General features: G+C 37.7%; 19 protein-coding genes and 1 tRNA gene. 10 read left to right on the plus strand and 10 right to left on the minus strand.

Translation table 11 applies throughout. The annotated features are described in order from the left end of the window. The first annotated feature begins 20 nt into the window (after window positions 1-20). The 3 genes from lpxB to G466_RS0107690 all read left to right on the plus strand — a co-directional run bounded on the left by lpxB (window position 21) and on the right by G466_RS0107690 (window position 3795). Window positions 21-1148 carry a lipid-A-disaccharide synthase gene (gene lpxB, locus G466_RS0107680; protein WP_026813142.1) on the plus strand — a complete coding sequence of 376 codons (1128 nt, stop codon included), beginning with the start codon at window positions 21-23 and terminating at the stop codon, window positions 1146-1148. A 65-nt stretch (window positions 1149-1213) separates the two neighbouring features. Continuing rightward, window positions 1214-1774 carry a C40 family peptidase gene (locus tag G466_RS0107685; RefSeq protein ID WP_026813143.1) on the plus strand — a complete coding sequence of 187 codons (561 nt, stop codon included), beginning with the start codon at window positions 1214-1216 and terminating at the stop codon, window positions 1772-1774. 59 nt (window positions 1775-1833) lie between these two features. Continuing rightward, on the plus strand, window positions 1834-3795 hold the full coding sequence (locus G466_RS0107690; protein ID WP_240488299.1) for a ComEC/Rec2 family competence protein: 1962 nt from the start codon (window positions 1834-1836) through the stop codon (window positions 3793-3795). 3 nt (window positions 3796-3798) lie between these two features. Here the strand turns inward: G466_RS0107690 and G466_RS0107695 are convergent, their stop codons facing one another. The 3 genes from G466_RS0107695 to G466_RS0107705 are packed head-to-tail and all read right to left on the minus strand — an operon-like array spanning window position 3799 to window position 9639. Beyond that, window positions 3799-5583: a peptide MFS transporter gene (locus G466_RS0107695; protein ID WP_026813145.1), complete on the minus strand. Its 1785-nt coding sequence runs from the start codon at window positions 5581-5583 to the stop codon at window positions 3799-3801. Between the two features lie 36 nt (window positions 5584-5619). After that, on the minus strand, window positions 5620-7455 hold the full coding sequence (locus tag G466_RS0107700) for a peptide MFS transporter (protein ID WP_026813146.1): 1836 nt from the start codon (window positions 7453-7455) through the stop codon (window positions 5620-5622). 15 nt (window positions 7456-7470) lie between these two features. Further along, window positions 7471-9639: a S9 family peptidase gene (locus tag G466_RS0107705; RefSeq protein ID WP_051315563.1), complete on the minus strand. Its 2169-nt coding sequence runs from the start codon at window positions 9637-9639 to the stop codon at window positions 7471-7473. Window positions 9640-9859: 220 nt separating this feature from the next. Between G466_RS0107705 and G466_RS0107710 the strand changes: the two genes are divergently transcribed. Both G466_RS0107710 and G466_RS0107715 read left to right on the plus strand, forming a co-directional pair. Next, complete coding sequence (locus G466_RS0107710) at window positions 9860-11182, plus strand: hydroxymethylglutaryl-CoA reductase, degradative (protein WP_026813148.1); 1323 nt, start codon at window positions 9860-9862, stop codon at window positions 11180-11182. After that, window positions 11179-12126 (plus strand): GYDIA family GHMP kinase, encoded by a 948-nt coding sequence (locus G466_RS0107715; RefSeq protein WP_034234975.1) that lies wholly within the window; start codon window positions 11179-11181, stop codon window positions 12124-12126. The genes G466_RS0107710 and G466_RS0107715 overlap by 4 nt, the downstream gene beginning before the upstream one ends. A 125-nt stretch (window positions 12127-12251) precedes the next feature. Here the strand turns inward: G466_RS0107715 and G466_RS0107720 are convergent, their stop codons facing one another. The 7 genes from G466_RS0107720 to G466_RS0107750 form a co-directional block, all read right to left on the minus strand. Then, window positions 12252-14369: a peptidylprolyl isomerase gene (locus G466_RS0107720; protein ID WP_026813150.1), complete on the minus strand. Its 2118-nt coding sequence runs from the start codon at window positions 14367-14369 to the stop codon at window positions 12252-12254. A gap of 103 nt (window positions 14370-14472) precedes the next feature. Next, window positions 14473-15702: a hemolysin family protein gene (locus G466_RS0107725; protein ID WP_034234976.1), complete on the minus strand. Its 1230-nt coding sequence runs from the start codon at window positions 15700-15702 to the stop codon at window positions 14473-14475. A gap of 62 nt (window positions 15703-15764) precedes the next feature. Next, window positions 15765-15968: a hypothetical protein gene (locus G466_RS0107730; RefSeq protein WP_026813152.1), complete on the minus strand. Its 204-nt coding sequence runs from the start codon at window positions 15966-15968 to the stop codon at window positions 15765-15767. After that, window positions 15961-16518, minus strand: a complete 558-nt coding sequence (lptC, locus tag G466_RS0107735) for an LPS export ABC transporter periplasmic protein LptC (protein WP_157373831.1) — start codon at window positions 16516-16518, stop codon at window positions 15961-15963. The genes G466_RS0107730 and lptC overlap by 8 nt, the downstream gene beginning before the upstream one ends. A gap of 52 nt (window positions 16519-16570) precedes the next feature. Beyond that, entirely contained in the window at window positions 16571-17941 is a 1371-nt protein-coding gene (locus G466_RS0107740) for a tetratricopeptide repeat protein (RefSeq protein ID WP_026813154.1), read from the minus strand. A 38-nt stretch (window positions 17942-17979) separates the two neighbouring features. Then, on the minus strand, window positions 17980-19254 hold the full coding sequence (locus tag G466_RS0107745; protein WP_026813155.1) for a membrane protein: 1275 nt from the start codon (window positions 19252-19254) through the stop codon (window positions 17980-17982). Beyond that, window positions 19255-19983, minus strand: coding sequence for a type III pantothenate kinase (locus G466_RS0107750; protein ID WP_026813156.1), 729 nt, complete (start codon window positions 19981-19983; stop codon window positions 19255-19257). 101 nt (window positions 19984-20084) lie between these two features. On the opposite strand from G466_RS0107750, the gene G466_RS0107755 reads away from it, so the two are divergent. The 5 genes from G466_RS0107755 (at window position 20085) to arsM (ending at window position 23537) form a co-directional block, all read left to right on the plus strand. Further along, window positions 20085-20157, plus strand: a tRNA-Phe gene (locus G466_RS0107755). A gap of 155 nt (window positions 20158-20312) precedes the next feature. Beyond that, the gene (locus tag G466_RS21620; RefSeq protein ID WP_240488300.1) at window positions 20313-20819 is read left to right on the plus strand and encodes a rhodanese-like domain-containing protein; all 507 of its coding nucleotides are present in this window, start codon (window positions 20313-20315) and stop codon (window positions 20817-20819) included. 146 nt (window positions 20820-20965) lie between these two features. Continuing rightward, window positions 20966-21577 (plus strand): TIGR04282 family arsenosugar biosynthesis glycosyltransferase, encoded by a 612-nt coding sequence (locus G466_RS0107765; RefSeq protein WP_026813157.1) that lies wholly within the window; start codon window positions 20966-20968, stop codon window positions 21575-21577. 8 nt (window positions 21578-21585) lie between these two features. Beyond that, complete coding sequence (locus G466_RS0107770) at window positions 21586-22401, plus strand: purine-nucleoside phosphorylase (RefSeq protein WP_026813158.1); 816 nt, start codon at window positions 21586-21588, stop codon at window positions 22399-22401. A gap of 170 nt (window positions 22402-22571) precedes the next feature. Further along, a complete protein-coding gene (arsM, locus tag G466_RS0107775) occupies window positions 22572-23537 on the plus strand; it encodes an arsenosugar biosynthesis arsenite methyltransferase ArsM (RefSeq protein ID WP_026813159.1) in 966 nt (321 codons plus the stop codon). Window positions 23538-23595 lie beyond the last annotated feature (58 nt).

Raw genomic sequence — 23595 nt, forward strand, 5'->3', positions numbered from 1 at the left:
AACACCAATAAATAAGTCCAATGAAATATTATATCATTGCCGGTGAGGCATCCGGGGACCTGCACGGGTCCAACCTGATTAAAGCTATTAAAACCAAAGATTCCGAAGCCAATATTCGTTGTTGGGGGGGCGATTTAATGCAGATGGCCGGAGGCACCTTAGTAAAGCACTATAAAGAAATGGCTTTTATGGGCTTTTTTGAAGTTGTAGCGAACATCAATCAAATATTTAAAAATATTGCATTCTGTAAAAAGGATATTACCCATTTTAACCCGGATATCATTTTATTTATAGATTACTCAGGTTTCAACCTCCGAATTGCTTCTTGGGCCAAGGAGCAAGCATTCCAAACCAATTATTATATTTCACCTCAAATATGGGCCTCCAGGGAAGGGAGAATCAGTAAAATAAAACGCGATATAGATGCCATGCACGTTATCCTTCCGTTTGAAAAGGATTTTTATGAGAAGAAGCATAATTTTCCGGTCAATTTTGTAGGCCACCCTCTTATAGATGCCATTGGTGAACTCCCTAGAACTGCTGAAAATAAATTTAGGGAGCAGAATCAATTAGATAGTGAAAAGCCTATTATTGCCCTATTGCCCGGTAGCAGGAAACAAGAGGTGCAAAAAATGCTGACCTTAATGCTTTCCATAACGGAGTCATTCCCCAATTATCAATTTGTAATTGCAGGTGCCCCAAGTCTGGAACACGATTTTTACCAGCCGTTTTTAAAATCGTCCCAAGTAGGTATAGTCTTCAATAAAACATACGACTTATTAAGCATATCGCACGCGGCATTAGTAACTAGCGGGACCGCGACGTTAGAGACGGCACTGTTTAAGGTTCCCCAAGTGGTATGCTATAAGGCCAATTGGATTTCCTATCAAATTGCAAAACGGATCATAACCTTAAAATTTATTTCGTTGGTAAACCTAATTATGGATAAAGAGGTGGTAAAAGAACTTATCCAAAGTGATTTAAACATAGCCAATCTTAAAAAGGAACTTTCCAAGATACTAGAAGGACCTTATAGAGAAAATCAACTTAAAGCCTATACAACATTAGAGAAAAAACTTGGTGGTAAAGGCGCAAGCGCAAAGGCTGCAGCCCTAATTGTGGAGAATGCCCAAAAAGCATCACATTAAAAATCCATGGATGTTAAATTATTTTTTTTAAATTTGACCAGATAGGTCCACTAACTTTTAATTTAATGATAAGAAAATTTCTTTCTATAGCAGTAGTTTTTTTAGTTGTTAGCTGCGGAGCCTCCAAGAAGAAATCCATTGCTCAAACCGAAAGAAAAATAAGCGTTGCCCCAACTAAAGTTTCTGTAGCACCATCAAAAGAAGAATCTAGCTTAGTTGAAGCAAAAACTGTAACCACTACAAGTAAATCCAAACAAATCATCAACACAGCGCTTACCTTCTCAGGTACTCGATATAAATTTGGAGGGACTACCACTAAAGGAATGGATTGCTCTGGTCTGCTATATGTCTCCTTTGGGGAGCACGATATAGATCTTCCAAGAGCCTCATACCAAATAGCAAAAGAAGGAGAAAGTATTGATTTAAGACAAGTCTCAGAAGGCGACCTACTTTTTTTTGGCACCTCCAATAGAAGGAAGACAATAAACCATGTAGGCCTAGTGGTCTCGGTAGACGGAAATGACATCAAATTTATTCATTCTACAACCTCTAGGGGTGTTATAGTTTCCTCGTTACGGGAAGGATATTGGAATTCTGCCTTTATTAAGGCAACCAGGATCCTTTAATGCGGCTGCTGCAATTTACAGCCATAAAACTCAGCCTTTGTCTGATCCTCGGGATTATATTGGGCAGTTACATTAGCCCATCGCTTATCAGTGCAGCCATTTTCTGCTTGCTACTTCTACTTCTATTAGGACTGGAGCATTTCATTGTTAAGAAACATAGATTACTTTTCGGAGCGCTCTGTGCCTTATTAACTATTAGTATTGGTGTTTTAAGTATCAGCTTAAAAGACGTCAAAAATACCTCTACACATTATTCTCATCTTAATATAGACCAAACTAGGATCTATACGATAAAAATCCATGAAGTCTTAAAAGCCAATAATTTTTCGGAACGTTATATCGCCAAAGTCCATTACATGGATAGCCTTAAGGTGACTGGCAAAATATTATTAGACATAAGCAAGGATCCGCAACACAACAGTTTTAAAGTAGATGATGAAATTATAACCTATACTTCCCTCCAAGATATTTCGCCGCCTTTAAATCCACATCAATTTGATTATAGAAAATACCTGGAAGGTTTGGGAATAAACCATCAATTACGGTTATCCAATGATCAATTTGTTTTAAGTAAAAGCAGTGATGCTACCATATTTGGGATCGCGGCAAGCATACGGGACCAAATTACCAATAAATTAAGGCAAGAAGCCTTTGGAGAAAATGAATTAGCTATTATCCAAGCCTTGCTTTTAGGTGAACGTAATGAGCTTACCAAAGCAATCAATACAGATTATAAAGATGCTGGGGCCTTTCATATTTTGGCCCTCTCTGGATTGCATGTAGGTATAATATTGGGATTATTACACTTTATACTATCTCCTTTAAAATTCCTTCCTAAAGGAAGAATTATAAAGCTGGCAACCATAGTAATTTTATTATGGGGTTTTGCATTTTTAGCAGGTATGTCTGCCTCTATTTTAAGAGCTGTTACCATGTTCAGCTTTGTTGCTTATGCCCTTTACTTAAATAGGCCTACTAGCCATTATAACATTCTTGCACTATCACTTTTATTTATCCTTCTTCTTTTTGATCCTTTATTATTGTTTCAAGTAGGATTTCAACTAAGTTATATCGCCGTATTTTCAATATTATGGATTTATCCACTACTCCAAAATTTCTGGTCACCCAAAAACTGGATTTTAAAAAGGGGTTGGGAACTCCTTTCGGTCAGTATTGCCGCCCAATTGGGTGTGCTGCCACTAAGTCTATATTACTTTCATCAGTTTCCAGGGCTATTCTTTGTGTCTAGCCTTTTAATCCTTCCCTTTTTGGCAATTATCCTAGGCATGGGAATTCTTGTTATTACTTTGGCATTGAGCAATGCTCTGCCTACTTTTTTAGTTGTTATTTACGACACCACTATCCGATGGATGAATACTGTAATTGCTTGGGTAGCACAACAGGAAGGTTTTATTTTCAGAAATATCTCCTTTGATGCTGTTCAACTGCTCTTGGGCTATAGCATTATCATTTCACTGATATCGATGTTGCAAAAGGCATCGTTTAAAAGAACAACTATCTTCTTTATCACCATAATCTGCTTTCAATTATGGGTGCTGGGAGTTAGATACCACGGTAATAAAGAAGAGCACATAGTAGTAGGACATACAGGCAGGAACACCACCTTATTGCATCAGAAAGGTGAAAAAGTAATGGTGTATACCAACAATTGGGCCCATTCAGAAAGAATGGCCACGGACTACGCCGTTGCTAAACTCACTACAAAAGTAGCGCATCAACCCTTAAAAAACAGTTTTAAAATAGGAACAGAACGGGTATTGGTGCTAGACAGTTCCTTTGCTTCCCTCCCCAGCAACTATAATGTGGGTACCATATTATTGACCCAATCCCCAAAAATAAATTTAGAGCGCTTATTAGACTCGGTTCAGCCACAAATAATCCTTGCAGATGGCAGCAATTACCACAGTTATATAGTACGCTGGAAAGCTACCTGTTTAAAAAGAAAACTCCCTTTTCACTATACTGGTGAAAAGGGAGCCTATAAATTTAAAATTCAGTAATTGCTATCTTACTCCATGCATCAATTTCTTTAGTATGGGATTCAAAATAATAGAAATCAAACCCACAGCAGCAGGTACCAACGCAAAGATCAAAAAGAACGTACCCAATGAGTATTCTTCCGATATTTTATCGATCATTCCTCCCATAGTTCCTGCAGCTTTTTGTCCAATGGCAATAGCCAAATACCAGATTCCAAACATAAAACCAATCATTCTTCCTGGCACTAACTTACTTAAGTATGACAATCCAACTGGGGACAAGCATAGCTCTCCCATGGTGTGAAATAAGTAAGCAAAAATTAAGAAGATCATACTTACCGAAGCGGTTTGTGCTCCTGAAGGTATCCCAACAGTACCAAAAGCTAAAATTCCAAATCCTAATCCCAATAAAATTAATCCCAAACCATATTTCATCGCAGCACTGGGATTATATTTACTTTCCCACCATTTAGAGAAAAACGGCGCCAAACTAATTATAAAAAAAGAATTTAAAATCCCAAACCATGATGCACCAACCTCAGTGGTATCTTGACTAAACTCCCTGTCAATTTTCCAAATTACGATACTCCATAGAAAGATAAATGCTAGAGCCAGAACAATATTGGAATAAAGTATTTTGGAATAGGTCTTCTTAAACAATAGATATAACACCCAAGTAATAACGGCGAGCGGACCAACAGTAAGAATCAGGTCTATGATCTTAAATACTAAGGCTGAATTCCCTGCTAATTCCCTTGCAGTATAATCCCTTGCAAAAATAGTCATTGAGCCTAAAGACTGTTCAAAAGCCGCAAAGAAAAATACGGTGAAAATTCCGAAAATTGATACAGCAATAATTCTATCGCGCACAATCCTAGAGTACCTAAAAATTCTACTAATAATAAGGAACAGGAACATAGCCAATGCCAAAAGAACGGTAACAGTGGATCCATCCATTGTTCCAATACTAAAATTCAGCAAATTAATGTCTCCTACTTTGGACATAGGATCATTAAACAAATACAATAATCCTCCTAGGGAAGATAGTACCATTAGCACCATATCCAATGTAGTGAACGGATTGGGCTTTTCTTCCTCCTGCCGCTTTTCACCCCCTATTTCGGCTGCATCTAGCAAATCTTGCTGTAATTTAGCCTCTTTTACTACACTAGGCTTCTCTCCAATCTTACCAAATAAATCTTTAGCTAACCAGAACTGTAACATTCCAAGGAACATAAAGATACCGGCAAGTCCAAAACCATAGCTCCAACCAATATTTTCTGCCAAATACCCACATAGCATCATTCCAAAAAAGGCACCCGCGTTTACCCCCATATAAAATATGGTATAAGCTCCATCTTTCTTAGACTCCTTGCCCTTGTACATTTCAGAAATCATAGAAGTGATATTAGGCTTAAAAAAACCTGTCCCTATCACCAACAATGCCAGCCCAAGATATAAAGCAAAAGGGGTTTCAACTGCCATGGAAGCATGTCCCAACATCATAATAAAACAACCTATGATTACTGCCCACTTGTAGCCTGTAAACTTATCAGCTATATATCCTCCGATTATTGGGGTTAGATAAAGTAGTGAAGCGTAGGTACCTATTAAGGATAAAGCATGTTCTCTAGGCCATTCCCATCCCGGGTTATCGCTAATTATAGGTGCGGTTAGAAATAAAACCAAAAGGATTCGCATTCCATAAAAGGAAAAGCGCTCCCACATCTCAGTAAAAAACAATACAAAAAGTCCGGCCGGATGACCAATAACACTATCCTTGAATAATTTTTCAATATCGGTATTCATAACTGCGTATTTGTTAAAAACTTCTTTAACTAGGGTTTAATTAGATTTATTGATATCGGGATCACCAAGTTCATAAGGCTCATTATCCTTTATTATATGCTCATGATCCTCCGCGCCGTGGGTAAGTTTTTTCAGCTTTTTCAAAAATAAGATTAGAAGGAATCCAAAACTAACGGTGAAAATAGTTAGCCACATAAAAGTGCTAAATTCCTGTTCGCTTTGTTCCTCTTCTAGCACAAAAGAAACGTTATAATTATTACCGTCACCTTTGTTTTCAAGATTTTGTGCAGCATCCTTATCCTTTTCAAATACTAGTTTAGCGTGATATGGATTACTAGCAATAGCCCCGTTTTCGCTTAAGGTTTCTTTTAATTTGGAAAGATCAGCATTCGCCGAGTCGGATAGTCTAAACAGGCTATTGAGTGCTTCCCCTGATTTCATTTCCTGGAATACCACAGCGTCATTATCCAAATATACCTGACTTTTAATACTGAAATTTTTATCCTCGTTAATAGGATAGTCATATATCTTAACAATCTTTTTATCTAAACTTTTTATTTCCATAGTGTCCTTGGAAATAAATGGCAGAATACCCTCCTTGTTAACAATCATCTCTCCTTGATAAGGATGCAACTGGGAAGATTCCCCTATAGTTCCTGCCAGCATATTACCAAATCCGGTAGCCGCAAAATATACTCCCATCATTATAGAAGCGTATTTAACTGGTGCTAATTTAGTAATAAATGAGAGTGATACGGGCGAGGTACATAGTTCTCCCAAAGTATGAAAAAGATAGGCCAAAAAGATCCATATCATGGCGGCCTTACCAAAAACCTCCGCACTGGCTTCCTTAGAGGCAAACATCATAAAAACATAACCAAGTCCCATGATAATAGTACCTATAGCCATTTTGAAGAGAGAGGATGATTCCTTTCCGCTTTTTTTCCACCATATCCAAAAACCTCCCACTATAGTTCCAAAAATGATGATATATCCTGCATTTAAAGATTGGAAAACAGCAGCAGGTATCTCTTGCAGTCCACTTAATCCAATATACCTATCTACTTTGGCATCCGTGTACAAATTCATTAAACCTCCAGCTTGCTCAAATGCACCCCAGAAAACAATTACGATAAGGAACGATATTAATAATACGAGTACCCTATCCTTTTCAACCTTATTAAGCGGACGTTTGGCCGCTAGGCGTTCCTCTTCTGAAACATTTTTTCCCCCACTGAATTCTCCGACTCCCTTTAAATATTTTTGTCCCCATATAAAAACGGCCTGACCTATCAACATCCCTATTCCTGCAAGTCCAAAACCAAAATGCCAACCGTAATAGTAGGCAACTAAACCTACTGAAATACTTGATAAAAAGGCCCCTATATTAATCCCTATATAGAAAATGGTGAACCCGCTATCCCTTCTTAAATCTCCTTCTTGGTATAGACCACCTACCATGGTAGAGATATTAGGCTTAAGACCACCAACACCTAAAATAATTAGAATTAAACCAGTAAAAAAGGCCCAGTCTTGAGGAATGGCCAGAGTAATGTGACCCAAACAGAGCAATAATCCACCAAGCATTACTGTTTTTTTCTGACCTAAGAACTTGTCGGCTACCCATCCACCAGGGATTGAGGCTACATAAACCAGCATGGTATACCATCCATAAAGCCATAATGCATCTTTATTTGACCAACCTAATCCAGGATCAATGGCAGTAGCAGAGGTAGCAACATAAAGCACCAATATACCGCGCATTCCATAGTAGGAGAAACGCTCCCACATTTCCGTGAAAAACAATATAAAAAGTCCAACAGGATGTCCAAAAAGTTCTTTTCGAGACATTTGTGATTGTGAAGTTTGCATAGGTAGTTTTGTTTATTACAGATTTAGTTTTATAAAATTGGTCATTTTAGTATAAAGGTGGAGACGCGTATTCCCTCCGTATATTCCATGATTTTTATCGGGATAAATAGCCCATTCGAACTGCTTATTTGCTTGCACCAATGCCTCAACCATTCTCATGGCATTCTGCACATGCACATTATCATCACTGCTACCATGAACCAATAAATATTTCCCTTTTAGAAGTTCAGGGTAATTAAAGGGCGAATTCTCATCATAACCAGTAGGATTCTCTTGGGGCGTACGCATAAAGCGTTCGGTGTAAATAGTATCATAAAACCTCCATGAGGTTACTGGTGCCACGGCAATCGCCATCTCAAACGTGTCATTCCCTTTTAACAAACAATTGGTAGACATAAAACCTCCATAGCTCCATCCCCATATTCCGGTTCTATCTTCATCTATATAAGGCAACTCACTTAATTTTTTAGCGGCATCTATTTGATCTTCCACTTCGTATTTTCCCAGCTCTTTATAGGTCACTTTTTTAAATTCGGCGCCTTTAAATCCCGTACCTCTACCATCCACGCAGACAACTATATAGCCTTCATCTGCCAACATCTGATACCAATAATCGTTGCTACCCCTCCACGAATTGGAAACGGATTGAGATCCGGGACCACTGTACTGGGTCATAAACATGGGGTACTCTTTATTGACATCGAAATCTGTAGGTTTTATCATCCACATATTTAATTCGTTGCCATTAATTTTTATGGTTGAAAATTCTTTGGGGCTTAAATTATAATTTTCAAGATGCACTAATAGATCCCTATTATCTAAAATATCCTTTATTTTATTTCCATTGGAAGCAAGGTGCAGTGTAAATTCTGGAGGAGTAGCAGCACTAGAATAGGTATTTATAAAATAAGTGAAATCAGCACTAAAATCAGCTGAATTCCTTCCTATCTTGTGTGATAGCCTTTTTTTACTTTTGCCATTGCTGCGAATGCTGTAGACATCCCTGTTAATTGAACCATTTTCGGTAGACTGATAATAAATTCGGCCGGACTTTGGATCATATCCATAATAATTGGTCACTTCCCATGGTCCTTTGGTAACTTGGGACTTTAATTTTCCATTGGAATCGTACAAATAAATATGATTGTACCCGTCTTGCTCACTGGTCCAAATAAAACCATCATCTTTAAGAAAAGTAAGATTGTCTGTTATGTCTAAATAGGCATTATCCGTTTCCTCCAATAAGATTTTGGTAGTACCGTTTTGGGCATTTACTTGTACTAATTTTAAATTATTCTGGTGTCTATTCAGCGTCTGTACACTTAAAAAATCGGGATTGTTCATCCATTTAATCCTTGGAATATAGTAGGGCTCATTAAGATCTATTGTAGATATTCTTCCCGAATTAACATCAAACATGTGAAGGGAAACTAGCGCATTATCCTCCCCGGCTTTTGGATATTTAAATACGGTTTGGGTTTGATATAGATCACTCCCATACACGTCCATTGAAAACTCGGGCACATTGGTCTCATCAAATCGTATAAAGGCCAATTTACTACCATTTGAATTCCATTCAAATGCCCGTACGAATGCGAATTCCTCTTCGTAAACCCAATCGGTAACCCCATTAATTATCTTGTTTTTTTCTCCATCATTAGTAATCTGCACAGTCGTATTCGAAATGAGGTCGAATAGGTAGATGTTATTATCCCTTACATAGGCAACCTTACTCCCATCAGGAGATAAGGAGGGTTCCTGGATTTTATCATCAGAAATTTTGGTGATTTGTTTTGTGTTGATGTCGTATACGAAATAAACCCCCAAGGTAGACCTTCTAAAAATGGGCCTAATTTCCGTTGCCAAAAGCAATTTAGATTCATCATTGTTAAATTCATATGAGGTGAAGAATGGAATGCCATTCTCTTTTGATGAACTTAGTATGGTCTCTGCCTTTTCTAAGGTTTTATAATCATACTTGTCTATAGAAGACACTCCATTTTTCCTGTCTAAGTTAAGTATAGTGTACTGATCTCCGTTTTGAAGTGATCGCAACCTATCCATTCCTTTGGTACCAAATGTTCCGCTATAGATTTCCTCAAGGGTAATTTTCTTATTTTGGGCAATAAGCGCTGTACAGGAGGCAACAACAAAAATCAATAATAAAAAATGTGCTTTTTTCACAAGACTCAGAGATTTCATAAAAATTAAGAGCGCATAAGTCACGTAGGACCCTGCTTATTTAATTAAATTGATTAAAAGTGTCAAGATTACTAAAAAATTCACAAAAATAAGCGATTTAAGCTAATATTATAATGTGCTAATTGCGTAAAAATACACTTTTCAATCTCATTATTCCTTGTTCTTGTAATTACTATCTTTACCGGATGAAATCGATGCAACTATGATTAAACCAATAGAAGGTTTTTCCAAATTGTCCAAAGAGGAAAAAATTAAGTGGGTAGCAAATACGTATACCAACAATAGTGAGGAAACCATAGAAATCCTAAAAAAGTACTGGAGCAATGATAAGAAACTACAGCAATTACACGATGAGTTTATAGAAAACACAATAACCAACTTTTATCTCCCACTCGGAATCGCTCCCAATTTTTTAATAAACAACAAACTTTACGCTATCCCTATGGCCATAGAGGAAAGCTCAGTTGTTGCCGCGGCAAGCAAAGCAGCAAAATTTTGGCAAAACAGGGGTGGCTTTAAAACCAGTATTATTGGAACTGAAAAGGTAGGCCAAGTGCACTTTATGTATCATGGTGACACCGCTAAACTATCAAGCTTCTTTACCAAGATAAAACCTAAACTACTTTCTAATGTTGCCTCCATAATTAAAAACATGGAGAAACGTGGAGGAGGCATAAACAACATTGAATTAAGGGATAAGAGTGTAGACCTTCCCAACTACCATCAAATACACTGTACTTTTGAGACACTGGACGCCATGGGAGCCAATTTTATCAACTCCTGTTTAGAAAGCTTTGCAGACACCTTAAAAGAAGAGGCATTAAACTACTCTAATTTTACGGAGCGCGAACGCAGAATCGAAATTGTAATGAGTATTCTCTCCAATAATACTCCTAATTGTTTGGTAAGGGCAGAAGTAAGCTGCCCCGTAGATGATTTAAAGGAACATCACGATATTTCCCCATTAGAATTTGCGGAAAAGATGGTGAGAGCGGTTGCCATAGCAAAGGTAGAGCCATATAGAGCTGTTACCCACAATAAGGGTATTATGAATGGTGTAGATGCAGTAATCCTGGCAACGGGTAATGATTTTAGGGCTATAGAAGCCGGAGCACATGCTTATGCCGCCAAAGATGGAAAATACACCAGCCTTACCCATGCCAGCATTGAAAACAATATTTTCCGATTTTGGATAGAAATACCTTTAGCTTTAGGAACTGTTGGGGGGCTAACAAGCCTTCACCCCATGGTAAGGATGGCTCTTGAAATCCTTCAAAGACCAAACGCAAAAGAGCTTATGCAGATTGTGGCATCTGCCGGATTAGCGCAGAACTTTGGTGCACTTAGATCACTTATTACTACAGGGATCCAGCAAGGACACATGAAAATGCACCTTCTAAACATCCTTAACCAACTGGGAGCAACAACAGCTGAAAAGAAAACCCTTACTACTTATTTCAAAAAGCATACGGCTACCCACAGCGCTGTGGTAGCAGCTTTTGAAAACTTAAGAACACAAAAATGATGACTTCTTTCTATAGCAACGGAAAACTATTGATCACCGGAGAATACGTAGTATTGGATGGAGCCTTAAGCTTGGCTGTCCCCACGGTATATGGTCAATCCTTATCCGTGAAATCAGTTCAAGGACGACACCTAAATTGGAAAAGTTTAGATGAAAAAGGAAAAGTCTGGTTTCAAGAAACCTATGACCTTAGTTCAACGGGAAATAACACTTTACAAGTCACAACTCCTACAGATAATCCTAACCCATCTATAAATAAAGCGGAAGTCTCCAACACGCTTCGATCTATTTTAAATGAAGCAAAAAAGTTAAACCCTTCATTTCTTAAGGAAGAAGACGGCTACGAAGTTACAAGCTCATTAAACTTCCCTAGGGAATGGGGACTAGGATCGTCCTCCACACTGATCAACAATATTGCACAATGGGCCAAAGTAGATGCCTATACGCTACTGTGGAATTCGTTTTCTGGTAGTGGATATGATATTGCCTGCGCTCAAAATAATAGCCCAATTACCTATCAACTAAAAGATAAACAACCCACAGTAAAAACGGTTCCCTTTGATCCCTCTTTTAGAAATGAACTATACTTTATATATTTAAACGAAAAACAGAATAGCAGGGAGGGTATTGCCGCCTACCGATCTAAGGAACTAGACCTTTATACGATACTACCAAAAATAAATAGCATTACCCAAAGAATCCTTACCTGCACTAAACGTCAGCAGTTTGAGAAACTAATCCATAAACATGAAGCTATCATAAGTGAAATACTGGATACTCCTACGGTAAAAGAGCAGTTTTTTCCTGATTTTAAAGGAGCTATAAAAAGTTTGGGAGCTTGGGGAGGCGATTTTATATTGGTAGCAGGCAATAAGAATACCGCAGATTACTTTAGGGATAAGGGATATCATACTATTATCCCCTATACCAAAATGGTGAGGTAAAATAAGCAGCTATTTTGAGCAGATAACTTTTTTACACATACCTGAATTTACAATTCTATAATAAACAAAAAAGAGGCGATCCATTTGGATCGCCTCTTTTGTTATAACTGTTTTCTTTAAGCTAACTAGTAAAAAGTAGCCCTTTTATCTTCAATCTCTGATGCTTCTTTAAGTGCATTGTAAACAGACAAGTTGACTCTACCTACGGCAGATGCTTGAAGATTGTTGGCATAAGTACTATAATTATCCAATTTTGGAGCTTCCTCTTTTTTAGTAACTGTAACCATATACACGCCAGTTTCACCTTCTAAGAGTCCAGAAGTAGCGCCTTGATCCATAGCAAAAGCTGAACCTACTACATAAGCCTCCGCTCCTGCACCAGGAATAATTGGCGATTTCATGGTTAAAGCTGTAGCTGTAGAAACACTGACATTGTTATCCTTAAAGAAAGCATCCATAGACTTGCCTTTATTGGCACTTATAATCTGGGCCGCTTTCTTTTCCTTTCTAATCTTAGGCAACACCAATACAGAAGCATCTTCTGCTGCCATTAATCCTTCCTTATATTTTGCAGTTAATTGCACTACGGCATATCCCTTATTAATATCGAACCTCTTAACTTCACCAAGCTTCGTATTTTCGTTGAAGGCCCATTGCACGATGGCGCGTTGCGCAGACAATCCAGGTAGATTTTCATCCATGGCATTAATCTTATTTACAGGTCTTACCACAAAATTTCCTGTTTTGGCCGTTGCTGCAAAATCCTTACTATCAATAGCGTCCATCTCAAATTTTGTAGCTTCTGTAAACAGTGCATTAACCGTCTCCTCTGAAGGCTCTAATTCTCTTGCCAAAGTAGCTATTTGAACTACATCTTGTTTATCGTCTACCTTAACTACGTGGAATCCGAAATCGGTTTCCACCAATCCTATAGTCCCAACGGCATTTTTAAAAGCAAAATCGTTAAACTCTTCAACCATAACACCTTCTTGGAAGTATCCAAGATCGCCACCGCTTGGAGCAGATGGTCCGTCTGAATTATCTCTAGCCAATTGAGTAAAGATAGTAGTATTCTGCTTAGCTTCGCTTAATAATTCCTTGGCTTTTTTCTCAGCTTCCTCCTTAGTCCTCGTTACATCAGGATTAGCATTTTGGGCACCCTCATAAGCGATTAAAATATGACTTGCCTTTACAGAACCATTTGGCTTCCTATCTATCATCTTAGAAACCTTATAAAAATTACCATCTTTATATGGACCGAAGATAGCACCTTTAGGCAATGCCATAAGGGTATCAGCAAATTTTGCAGACAATTCGTTCTTAGCTTTATAGATAGAGTCAAATTTCTGATCAGAATTCCTATCTAAGAAGGCTACAATATCCTTAGTGGTTCTAAAACCAAGGATAGTATCATTGGCATCCTTCTGGGTATTGTACTCTACTTGATCCTCTAAAAGACTTGTGATCTCATCCTTTACTTGAGTATCATCCGCTACAGAAGGCTTCTCCTCAAAATACACAAATTGGATATCCCTTGACGCACTTTGTTTAAAATCTTCTTTATGCGCATTAACGTACGCTTCAATTTCTTTTTTGCTAACCGCTATAGTAGAATCCGGTATCGAAGTATAAGGAACCCTGACATATTTGATGTCTACCTTGTTATTGGCCAAATTATATTCCAACTCACCTTCTTTTAGTGTAGATGCCACACCGGCTCTCACCAAGTTAAAGTAGGTTTGTTCTTTTGCATTCTGAATAATGGCTTGCTCGTCTTGCAACCATAGATTATAACGAGCTGGATTATTTGCCTTCCAATCTGCCACTGCCGCTTTAAATCTGTTTTCATCAAAAATGCCATTAGCATTGTGAAACTCCGGATTTTGAACGTAAGATGGTATAGTTTTAATGTAATTTATGATTTGATCATGACCTACCTGAATCCCCAATTCCTCGAACTGCTGATCTAAAATAGTGTTACGCAATTCTCTTTCCCATACTTGATTTACTACTAGCATAGAAGAAGCTGATGGCCCGGCCATTCTAGAATATGCTTCCACGTTACGTCTAAATTGATCAATGGAAATTTTATCCCCATTTACTTCTCCCACAGAGGAACCCACTTTGGCACCGCCACCCATATCATTACTGAGCACTCCTGAAATCACAAATGCGAACAAGGCCAAACCTATGATCAAAATTAACACGGTCGTCCGTTTCCTTATATTCTCTAATACTGCCATTCTGTAATCTATTTAAAATTAACCCTATACCTATCGGGTGGCAAAACTACTACTTTCTTTTGAAATAATAAAAACTAAAAAACACCAATAATTAGGACTTTCTTCAATCTTTTTCAAACACCTTTAATAAAACAAGATCTATTTTATTGCTAGAAACTTCCAATACGGTAAAAAGAAAATTCTCGATTTTAATTTCTGAGTTTTTCTCTGGGATTTCTCCAGTTTCATTCATTATCAATCCGCCCAAAGTTTCGTATACGTCACTTTCAGGTAGATTTAATTTATAATGCTCATTTACATAATCTACATCTAACCTGCCCGAAAACTTAAAAGTAGCATCATCCAATTGCTCTTCATGGAGATCAGTGGTATCGTGTTCATCTTCTATCTCACCAAATAACTCCTCTACAATGTCCTCTACGGTCATTACCCCAGAAGTCCCTCCATACTCATCTAACACCACTGCAATACTCTTTCTTTTTTTTGTTAGAATGTTTAAGATATCATTGATAAGCATAGTTTCCGGAACAAATTCTACCGGCATTAGAATACTCTTAATGGTCTTTGGTTTTCTAAACAGCTCATAGGAGTGCACATATCCAATTACATTGTCTACCGTATCTTTAAAAACCAATATTTTTGAGAACCCAGTTTCAACAAAGAGTTTCTTTAAGTTTTTAGGGGTATCATGAAGCTCCACAGCCGCAATTTCGGTCCTTGGCACCATTACCTCCCGAGCTTTTACAGCAGAAAATTCTAATGCATTCTGGAATATTTGTATTTCAGAGTCAATCATATCCTCCTTCTCCACCGCTTCCATTTGCTCTGTAATATAGTCTCCCAATTCTATTTTGCTAAATGCCAATTGTACCTCATCGCCATCGGTTTTAAAAAATACTTTAAGGATAAAATCAGAAATCCATATCACAAAATCTGATATAAAGGAAAAAATCACATAAAAAATAAACGCAGGAAACGCCAATATTCTTAAAAGCGTATTGCTATAAATTTGAAATAGCACCTTAGGCAAGAATTCTGCCGTTAATAAAATGATTAAGGTAGAAATAACAGTATTGGTGACCAGACTGAAATCTGTAAACATCAGTCTTATAAAGCCAAAATCGGAAGTTTTAAAATCCGCAAACAACGCCATTAGCAGGTCACCCATAAATAACCCGTACACCACAAGGGCAATATTATTGCCGATTAACATAGTGGCAATAAACTTAGAGGGTTTTTTAGTTAGGCGCGCAAGCACCTTAGGCATAAACCCTTCTTGCTTTTTCTCTATCTCTATATGGATTTTATTCGCGGAAATAAACGCGATCTCCATCCCCGAGAAAAATGCGGAAAAAAGCAAGGAAATAACAATAACGATTATTGTTGGCTCCAAGGCTACTTTTTGTTGTTTTTTTGACGGTCCTCAAACCGTTTTCTATAGGTTTTTTTAAAAATAAACATCCCTACTGAGACTACAGCAAAGAAAACGAACAAATAGGCTCTTTCCCTATCCAAGTTCCACTCCGCGTAAATCTCAAAAATAGATATTACTGCCACTGCTAGGTAAATATACTCCGTATACCTTAATATTTTAATCATCTTTCTTCTCTTTTATACTCATTAATCCATAGGTTCTGTTGGCATGTAAGAAACTGAAAGATCTATTAAAATCCATTCCTTCTCCATCCATAACGGTACCTTCTTCGGGATTAGTATATTTAAATTTTTCCTGAGTAAAAATCCAATCGTTGTTCCTGTCCCAGAATATTTGAGGCGCCTCCAACTTTTTACCGTCCTCAGTTTCTATAACCACATTTCCCTGCAAATCTATCAAATTTGTTTTAGAATATATTATACCAAAATCTGCTGTAACAGTACTTTTCATCCCTTTATCATCAAAAAACTCAACCTTTAATCCGTCCGGGAAAGTCCTATATGAAAAGGATAAATTATCAAAATCGTTACTAACAGCACTCTTTAAAACAGCAACAACCCGGGAAACTACCTCTCCATCTTCCTCCTTCTCCCCATTGGTCTCTGTATAGGTCAATGTGAAATCTTCTGCAATTCCACTGGGAAATATATTTTTTATCGCCTCATCGCCTACCCTCTTATAATTATCGGCACAAGAACAAAAAAGCATTGCCATAGAAATGACTATGGCAATGCTAGTTGTATTATATATTTTTTTCGATATCATCTTATAAGCTAGGCACCTTTACGCTACCACCAACCCAACAAGAGAAATTTACTGTTTTACCAGCCATTCCAGAGTTGAAAATATCTGTTTTGGAAGGAGCTTTAGCATCATAGCTTTTTGCTGCTTGTGCAGCGCTACCACTTACCGCTGGATCTACACGACCAGCCTGACGAGCCATTTCTGCAGCTTTCCAGTATACTGCTCTCTTTTCAAAAGGAGTATTACCACACTCATTAGCACTAGAGGCATATAAACTAGCGATTAACAAATATGCTTTTCCATTTGCAGGGTTAGCATCAATAGCTTTTTGAGCATAACTCCTAGCAGTAGACTTACTAGATCTCCTGTAACTGGTTGCTATCCTATAGGCAATATTGGATTTCTTTTTAGAATCGGTCTCCAATTCCAATGCCTTGTTAAAATCTGCAATCGCACCTTTAGTGTCCCCAGCATTATTTTTTAGAGCACCTCCATACATATAGGCACTTGCAGATGGCTCCATAGCCAATTGCGCCTCAAATAATTTTTTAAACAATGGATCTTCCGTACATTCCTTGCTATACATTCTTCCTACTGCCCTCTTCACCCAAGTGATATCGCCCTTCTTTTCTTCAAAGCTCTTATTGTAAAGTGGAATTAAGTTTTCACAGTTCGCCAAAGCTCCAAGCTTACTATCTATACTCTCTGCTATTTTACCATAGCTTTCAGAATAACTATTATAAGATCTCAACTGGCTTGCTTCCTTTTTGGACAAAGTACCTGCATCCTCTTTAGGCAAGAGCTTAGCTATTGCACCCGTGAGCATGTCATTTTCTGCTTCAATTTTTTCCGTAATAGCATCATATCTTTCAAATACTTCTTCTACCTCCCTTTTACCCTCGTTATGAAGATCTACCAAACTGGAGAAATACAGATAAAGTGCTTTTGGATTCTTATAATGTGTATTATCATCCTTAAATGCCTTATCCAATTCCGAATAAACCTCCTCATTGGTGGTCATTTTTTCATCATACTTCAACAACACCTTATCGATAACAGTTTCGGCAGGACTAGTTTTAGATGCGAAATACTTTATACGATTGTCATAAAGCTCCAATAACTCATTAATGCTAGCTGTTTTAGCTGCTCCTGTAGATTTTGCCACCTTATCTTTTAATATTCTCTCTCCATAAAGAATATTGGCCCAGTTTAACGTAGGACAATTTTCGTACACCATTTTCCAGGGCGTATAGGCAGCATCATAATTCTTAACCTTTACATGTTCTGTATATATAGATAAATTTGTCATGCATTCTGGGTTTTGCGCCTGTGCATGCCCTAAACCTATAACCCCCATTACGGTTATAGCTGTGATGTAGAGTTTCTTTTTCATCTGTCTGAATATTTTAATAGTGGTTAATGTAGTTATTATTAATTAATTCTACGCTTTACAAACCAATCTAGATCAGTTAACGATAGACCTAAATTGACCTTGAAATAATTTTCTTCGACTAAATCGCCATATTTGGTTCCTCTTTTACCAAGTTCAAAACCAATATTTACGTTGGAAAAATTATATCCTTGACCTAGCGGTAGACCTATACCAAAAGTTATGCCAAAATCATTTATCTCTTTATTATCTACCACGATCCCAGAGGTTGAAACCTTTGCTCCAGCCCTATATACAATGCGTTTTAGGTAACTCGTAAAAGAAGTATATTCTGGAATATAATATCCACCAAACCTTATTGTATTTGCATTTTGATATACCAAATTACTAGAAGGCGATAACTCATTCTCAAATTTACTCAATTCTTGAAAGCTGTATTCCGCACCTAAAAACCACTTCTTATCCTGTCCATAACCAAGCCCTAGGGTGGTTGTGGTAGGAATCTGAACACCCGTCCTTGCAAGTCCTTGTCTTTCCAAATCCACATCTATGACCTCTACATCCATCCCATTAGCAGTAGAAAAGGAACCAATGGCACGTGTATTTCTAGAAATTAGATTTGCCTGGGTATTTACAATCACACTAGTAAATAGCGTATGTTTTTCATCTATCTTAGGAGTATAATTAAGTGCGAAATTAAAATCGAACCCATTTATTCTAGAATTCACCCTATTAAAGGAACCTAATTGAACCCCTTCAATGGCCTGAATACTGCTACTTTCCTGATTTCCAAAATTAAAGTTGGAAGTCACCCCTAAACTTAAATTCTTAACCACTTCGTACCCCAAAGAGAGATACACCCTATTTATTCCCCCGGATCCAGAAAACGACTCTCTAATCGTATCTTGACCGGCCGGAGCTCGTTCTGACTGAAAATTATATCCTACCGAAGAATAAGGCATAATCCCAAAACCAAGTCCAACTTTCTTTCCCAAACTAAAACCTAGGGACAAGTAATCCAAATTGGATACAGAAGCACTTTCCTTAGAGGAATTAGTCTTAAAGCTATACTCGTTCCTTGAAAGCCCCGCAGTATAAGTTGTCCATCGTAATTTACTATAGGCAGCGGGGTTATTTAAATTGATATGGATACTATCTCCATACACACTTAAACCTCCCATCATATTGTTTTCCACCGAATTGGTTGCCCTTAAATCCCCTATACCGAAATAAGAATATGGAGACACCGTACTGTTCTGGGCATGAATGCTAACCGAAGTTACGCATAAAAATGCAATTATAAAATTTTTGATCATCTAGCGTTTGTTGTATTCTAGCAAATGATTTAACCCCAATAGGAGAAAATTAGAATGCGCAAATATGGTATTTTTTAATCGTTTTGACAAAAATTGCTCATCACCGCCTGTTAAAATAACTGTTAAATCTGTAAATCTACTTTGATATTGTGAAATTACACCATCAATTTCGTTACAAATACCATTTACCACTCCACTATGGATACTAGTTTCGGTAGTATTCCCAATAAAATCAGCAATTTCCTCTTGTTCCAAAAACGGTAATTTTGCTGTCTGCGTGTGCAAGGCCTTATATCTCATGGCTACCCCTGGCGAGATTGCTCCCCCCAAATACTCACCATAATCGTTTATCAGATCATAAGTTACGCAGCTACCAGCATCTATCACCAAGGTATTGCCATTGGGATTATAATAAAATGCTGCTGCTGCCAGAGCTATACGATCTACCCCTAAGGTTTGAGGAGTAGCGTAGGAGTTTTTAAAAGGAATTTTGGTAGCATGACTCAAGACATGCACACCGCAAAAAACAGACACCATGTCTATTTCAGCCTGACTTAAAGCGCCTACGGTAGAAAGCATGGCATATTGAATACTTCTGAACTCAGAAAAAATAGATCTTACATTTTTAGCAAAATCTTTCAAAGGAATTTTCTGGTCATACACTATGTCCCGACCCTTGAAAACCGCCATTTTAACTAGGGTATTACCCGCATCGATAATTAAATTCATATTGCAAAGATCAAAAAATGTAAAAAAAGAACCTCCTTTTTTTACATTTTTGTTTGTATATATTAAAATTGAATTTATATTTGCACCCGCTAACAGCAATTGGTGCCTTAGCTCAGTTGGTAGAGCAATGGACTGAAAATCCATGTGTCCCTGGTTCGATTCCTGGAGGCACCACCTCAAAAGCCCTTGATTTTCAAGGGCTTTTTTTATTTCCGCCTTTTTCTTTACTAATTTAATGGGTTTTATTCAATTTAAATCGAAAGATTTGGCAGAACATGCACTTAACTCACTCTTTAGTAGTGGGACGCATATCTAATATCTTTCTATCAATGCAATATCATTATAACGCCGTAAAATTGGTATATGTAATGATCGTAGGTTTAGTATATTTGTTGATTGACACAGACCTTACAATGAAAATTTTATTACCCCTTGTTGCATTCTTTCTTTGCTTTCTTAACAGCCATGGTCAGCAGGACATAGAAAACACCCTGCAAAAATTAAATAATCACAGTGTCCCCTATATCACAACCGATGAACTAAATCTCCAATCTCAATTCACCCTGTTAGATGCTAGAGAAAAACAAGAGTATGCCGTAAGCAAACTACCAGGAGCAGTCAGGATAGGGTATACTAATTTTAACCCGACTAATATCCAGACCATAATCCCAGATAAAAACACCCCTATTGTAGTGTATTGCTCCATTGGAGTAAGATCCGAGAAAATCGGTGAAGAACTGATTAAATTAGGATATACCCAAGTACTAAATTTATATGGCGGCATCTTCGATTGGAAAAATAAAGGCTACCTAGTATACAATTCCAAAGGTCAATAAACCGACAGCATACATGCTTTTAATAAACACTGGGGAAAACTACTGACCAATGGAGAGAAAGCATATAATAAAGATTCACGCCATAGCGCTAAGAAATCTTCTTCTTAGTCACATTCATCAAACTAATCTAGAAAATACGCTACCCTATGTTAAATCGTAAAAACCTACTTTTAATTTTCACCCGTAATCCTATCTTGGGCAAATGCAAAACAAGGCTAGCCGCTAGTATTGGTGATAAAAATGCATTGGATATTTACAAATTCCTACTTTTACATACCCAAAACATAACCAAAGACTTAAACGTTGATAAATGGGTATGCTACTCCGATTACATTGGTGAAGACGATATCTGGAATTCTACTCATTATACAAAAAAATTGCAGCATGGAATAGATTTGGGAGAACGGATGGCCAATGCTTTTAAGGATGGTTTTGAAGAGGGCTATGAAAAGATCATAGTTATTGGAAGCGATATGTATGACTTGGATCAAAAGGAAATTAATGCGGCTTTCAACGCCTTTGACACTCATGATTACGTAGTAGGTCCTGCTTTAGACGGCGGCTATTACTTATTGGGAATGAAAAAACTTATGCCCCAATTATTTAAGGGCAAGACCTGGGGAACAGATACCGTACTAAACAACACATTAGAACATTTACGAGATGAAAAGTTTTTTCTGTTATCCCCTAAAAATGACATCGACCACTATGACGACATAAAAGACATAGCAGTGTTTAAACCTTTTTTAAAAAAATAATAGTGTATATGACAAGCAAACAATTAAACGAATCCGTAGAATATCTTATTGAAAAAGGATTCGACAAACCCGAAATTGGGGTGGTTCTAGGAACAGGATTAGGAAAATTGGCCGAGGATATTGAAAGTCCCATTGAAGCCTTCTACAACCACATTCCCTATTTTCCACTGGCCACTGTAGAATTCCATGCAGGAAAATTGATTTATGGAATTTTAGAGGATAAAAAAGTGGTGGTTATGCAAGGGAGATTCCATCTCTATGAGGGATACGACCTAGTGGATGTTACCTACCCAATTAGAGTAATGCAACGCTTGGGTATTAAGAAACTTTTTATCTCCAACGCAGCCGGCGCCATAAATTTAAATTACAAAAAAGGCGAGATTATGCTCCTTGAAGATCATATCAATTTGCAGGGAGGATCACCTTTAGCTTTTAAAAACGTGGGGGAATTTGGCAATCGATTTACGGATATGAGTGAACCCTATGATCCTGAGATGCGTCAAAAACTTATAAAAATAGCAGAGCAAGAAAAGATAACCCTTCGCCAAGGTGTTTACGTTTCCGTTCTAGGTCCTCAACTGGAAACTAAAGCGGAATACCGAATGTTAAAAATGATGGGAGCAGATGCGGTAGGCATGAGCACCGTACCTGAAGTTATTGTTGCCAACCATTTAAAATTGCCCGTGGTTGCCGTCTCCGTACTGACAGACGAATGCGATCCTGAGAAATTACAACCGGTAAACATTGCCGAAATTATTGAGATTGCCGCTAACACAGAACCTAAAATGATAAAGTTGTTCCGTGAATTAATAAAGGAAATCTAGATAGTATTGAGTATTCAGATGGGTGTGTGTTCCTGATATAGGTTGACGCTAAAACAATAAATATTCCTGATTACGAAAGCTTTTAAAAGTAATAACGACAAATAAATTGATGAAATAAACTACGGTGTAGAGCAATAGCTCTCTAACCGTTAACCCCTAATACTATTCCCATGAGCTATTTAAATGCAACGAATGAATTATATAAGGAAGCCGCATTAACCCCAGATGTGGGGCTTTGCTGCACTACCAACCCTACATGGCAATTCCCAGGACTTTCCATCCCCAAAATAATGCAAGAAATGAATTATGGATGTGGGAGTACTATTTCGCCACAAGACCTTACCAATAACCCAAAAGTCCTTTATGTAGGTGTTGGTGGAGGCATGGAGTTACTTCAGTTCGCGTACTTCTCTAGACAAGTAGAAGGTGTTATTGGCGTAGATATTGTAGATGAAATGCTTGAAGCATCTCGTAAAAACTTTGAAGTAGCAGAAAAAGAAAATCCGTGGTTTAAAAGCGAATTTGTAAACCTCCTTAAAGGGGATGCGCTAAACCTACCTATTCCAAATGCAAGCATAGATGTAGCGGCACAAAACTGCCTCTTCAACATATTTAAAGCCGAAGATTTAAAGAAAGCAGTTTCCGAAATGTACCGGGTTTTAAAACCACACGGTCGGTTAGTAATGAGCGACCCTATTTGTGAGCAGCCCATGAACGATACCCTTAGGAACGATGATCGCCTACGCGCTCTTTGCCTAAGTGGGAGCATTCCACTAAAAGAATATGTAAAAGTACTTACCGATGCTGGCTTTGGAACCATCGAAATTAGAGCTAGAAAATCGTACCGAGTGCTATCTCCAAACCATTATCCTACAGACGAACTCATTTTTATTGAGTCCATTGAAATTGCCGCTATAAAAGATCCAGTGCCAAAGGACGGACCTTGTATTTTTACAGGAAAGACCGCTATATACTATGGTGATGAGGAATATTTTGATGATAAAGATGGTCATGTATTAATGCAAAATCAGCCCCTAGCAGTTTGTGATAAAACAGCCGCTGCGCTACAAAAGAGCAATGCAGAAATACATATAAGCGAAAGCACTTTTCATTATAATGGAGGCGGATGTTGCTAATGTTTTAGAAATAGATATGTAGTAGCCCTATCGATCGCTAAAATAAGGGTTAATCTTA

The sequence above is a fragment of the Arenibacter certesii DSM 19833 genome (assembly GCF_000429545.1).
In the GTDB taxonomy this organism is placed as follows: domain Bacteria; phylum Bacteroidota; class Bacteroidia; order Flavobacteriales; family Flavobacteriaceae; genus Arenibacter; species Arenibacter certesii.

Excerpts from the sequence above, each read along its gene's own strand:
- lpxB (WP_026813142.1), top strand. The coding sequence starts at position 21 with ATGAAATATTATATCATTGCCGGTGAGGCATCCGGGGACCTGCACGGG.
- G466_RS0107685 (WP_026813143.1), top strand. The coding sequence starts at position 1,214 with ATGATAAGAAAATTTCTTTCTATAGCAGTAGTTTTTTTAGTTGTTAGC.
- G466_RS0107695 (WP_026813145.1), bottom strand. The coding sequence starts at position 5,583 with ATGAATACCGATATTGAAAAATTATTCAAGGATAGTGTTATTGGTCAT.
- G466_RS0107700 (WP_026813146.1), bottom strand. The coding sequence starts at position 7,455 with ATGCAAACTTCACAATCACAAATGTCTCGAAAAGAACTTTTTGGACAT.
- G466_RS0107710 (WP_026813148.1), top strand. The coding sequence starts at position 9,860 with ATGATTAAACCAATAGAAGGTTTTTCCAAATTGTCCAAAGAGGAAAAA.
- G466_RS0107715 (WP_034234975.1), top strand. The coding sequence starts at position 11,179 with ATGATGACTTCTTTCTATAGCAACGGAAAACTATTGATCACCGGAGAA.
- G466_RS0107720 (WP_026813150.1), bottom strand. The coding sequence starts at position 14,369 with ATGGCAGTATTAGAGAATATAAGGAAACGGACGACCGTGTTAATTTTG.
- G466_RS0107725 (WP_034234976.1), bottom strand. The coding sequence starts at position 15,702 with ATGGAGATCGCGTTTATTTCCGCGAATAAAATCCATATAGAGATAGAG.
- G466_RS0107730 (WP_026813152.1), bottom strand. The coding sequence starts at position 15,968 with ATGATTAAAATATTAAGGTATACGGAGTATATTTACCTAGCAGTGGCA.
- lptC (WP_157373831.1), bottom strand. The coding sequence starts at position 16,518 with ATGGCAATGCTTTTTTGTTCTTGTGCCGATAATTATAAGAGGGTAGGC.
- G466_RS0107740 (WP_026813154.1), bottom strand. The coding sequence starts at position 17,941 with ATGAAAAAGAAACTCTACATCACAGCTATAACCGTAATGGGGGTTATA.
- G466_RS0107745 (WP_026813155.1), bottom strand. The coding sequence starts at position 19,254 with ATGATCAAAAATTTTATAATTGCATTTTTATGCGTAACTTCGGTTAGC.
- G466_RS0107750 (WP_026813156.1), bottom strand. The coding sequence starts at position 19,983 with ATGAATTTAATTATCGATGCGGGTAATACCCTAGTTAAAATGGCGGTT.
- G466_RS21620 (WP_240488300.1), top strand. The coding sequence starts at position 20,313 with ATGCAATATCATTATAACGCCGTAAAATTGGTATATGTAATGATCGTA.
- G466_RS0107765 (WP_026813157.1), top strand. The coding sequence starts at position 20,966 with ATGTTAAATCGTAAAAACCTACTTTTAATTTTCACCCGTAATCCTATC.
- G466_RS0107770 (WP_026813158.1), top strand. The coding sequence starts at position 21,586 with ATGACAAGCAAACAATTAAACGAATCCGTAGAATATCTTATTGAAAAA.
- arsM (WP_026813159.1), top strand. The coding sequence starts at position 22,572 with ATGAGCTATTTAAATGCAACGAATGAATTATATAAGGAAGCCGCATTA.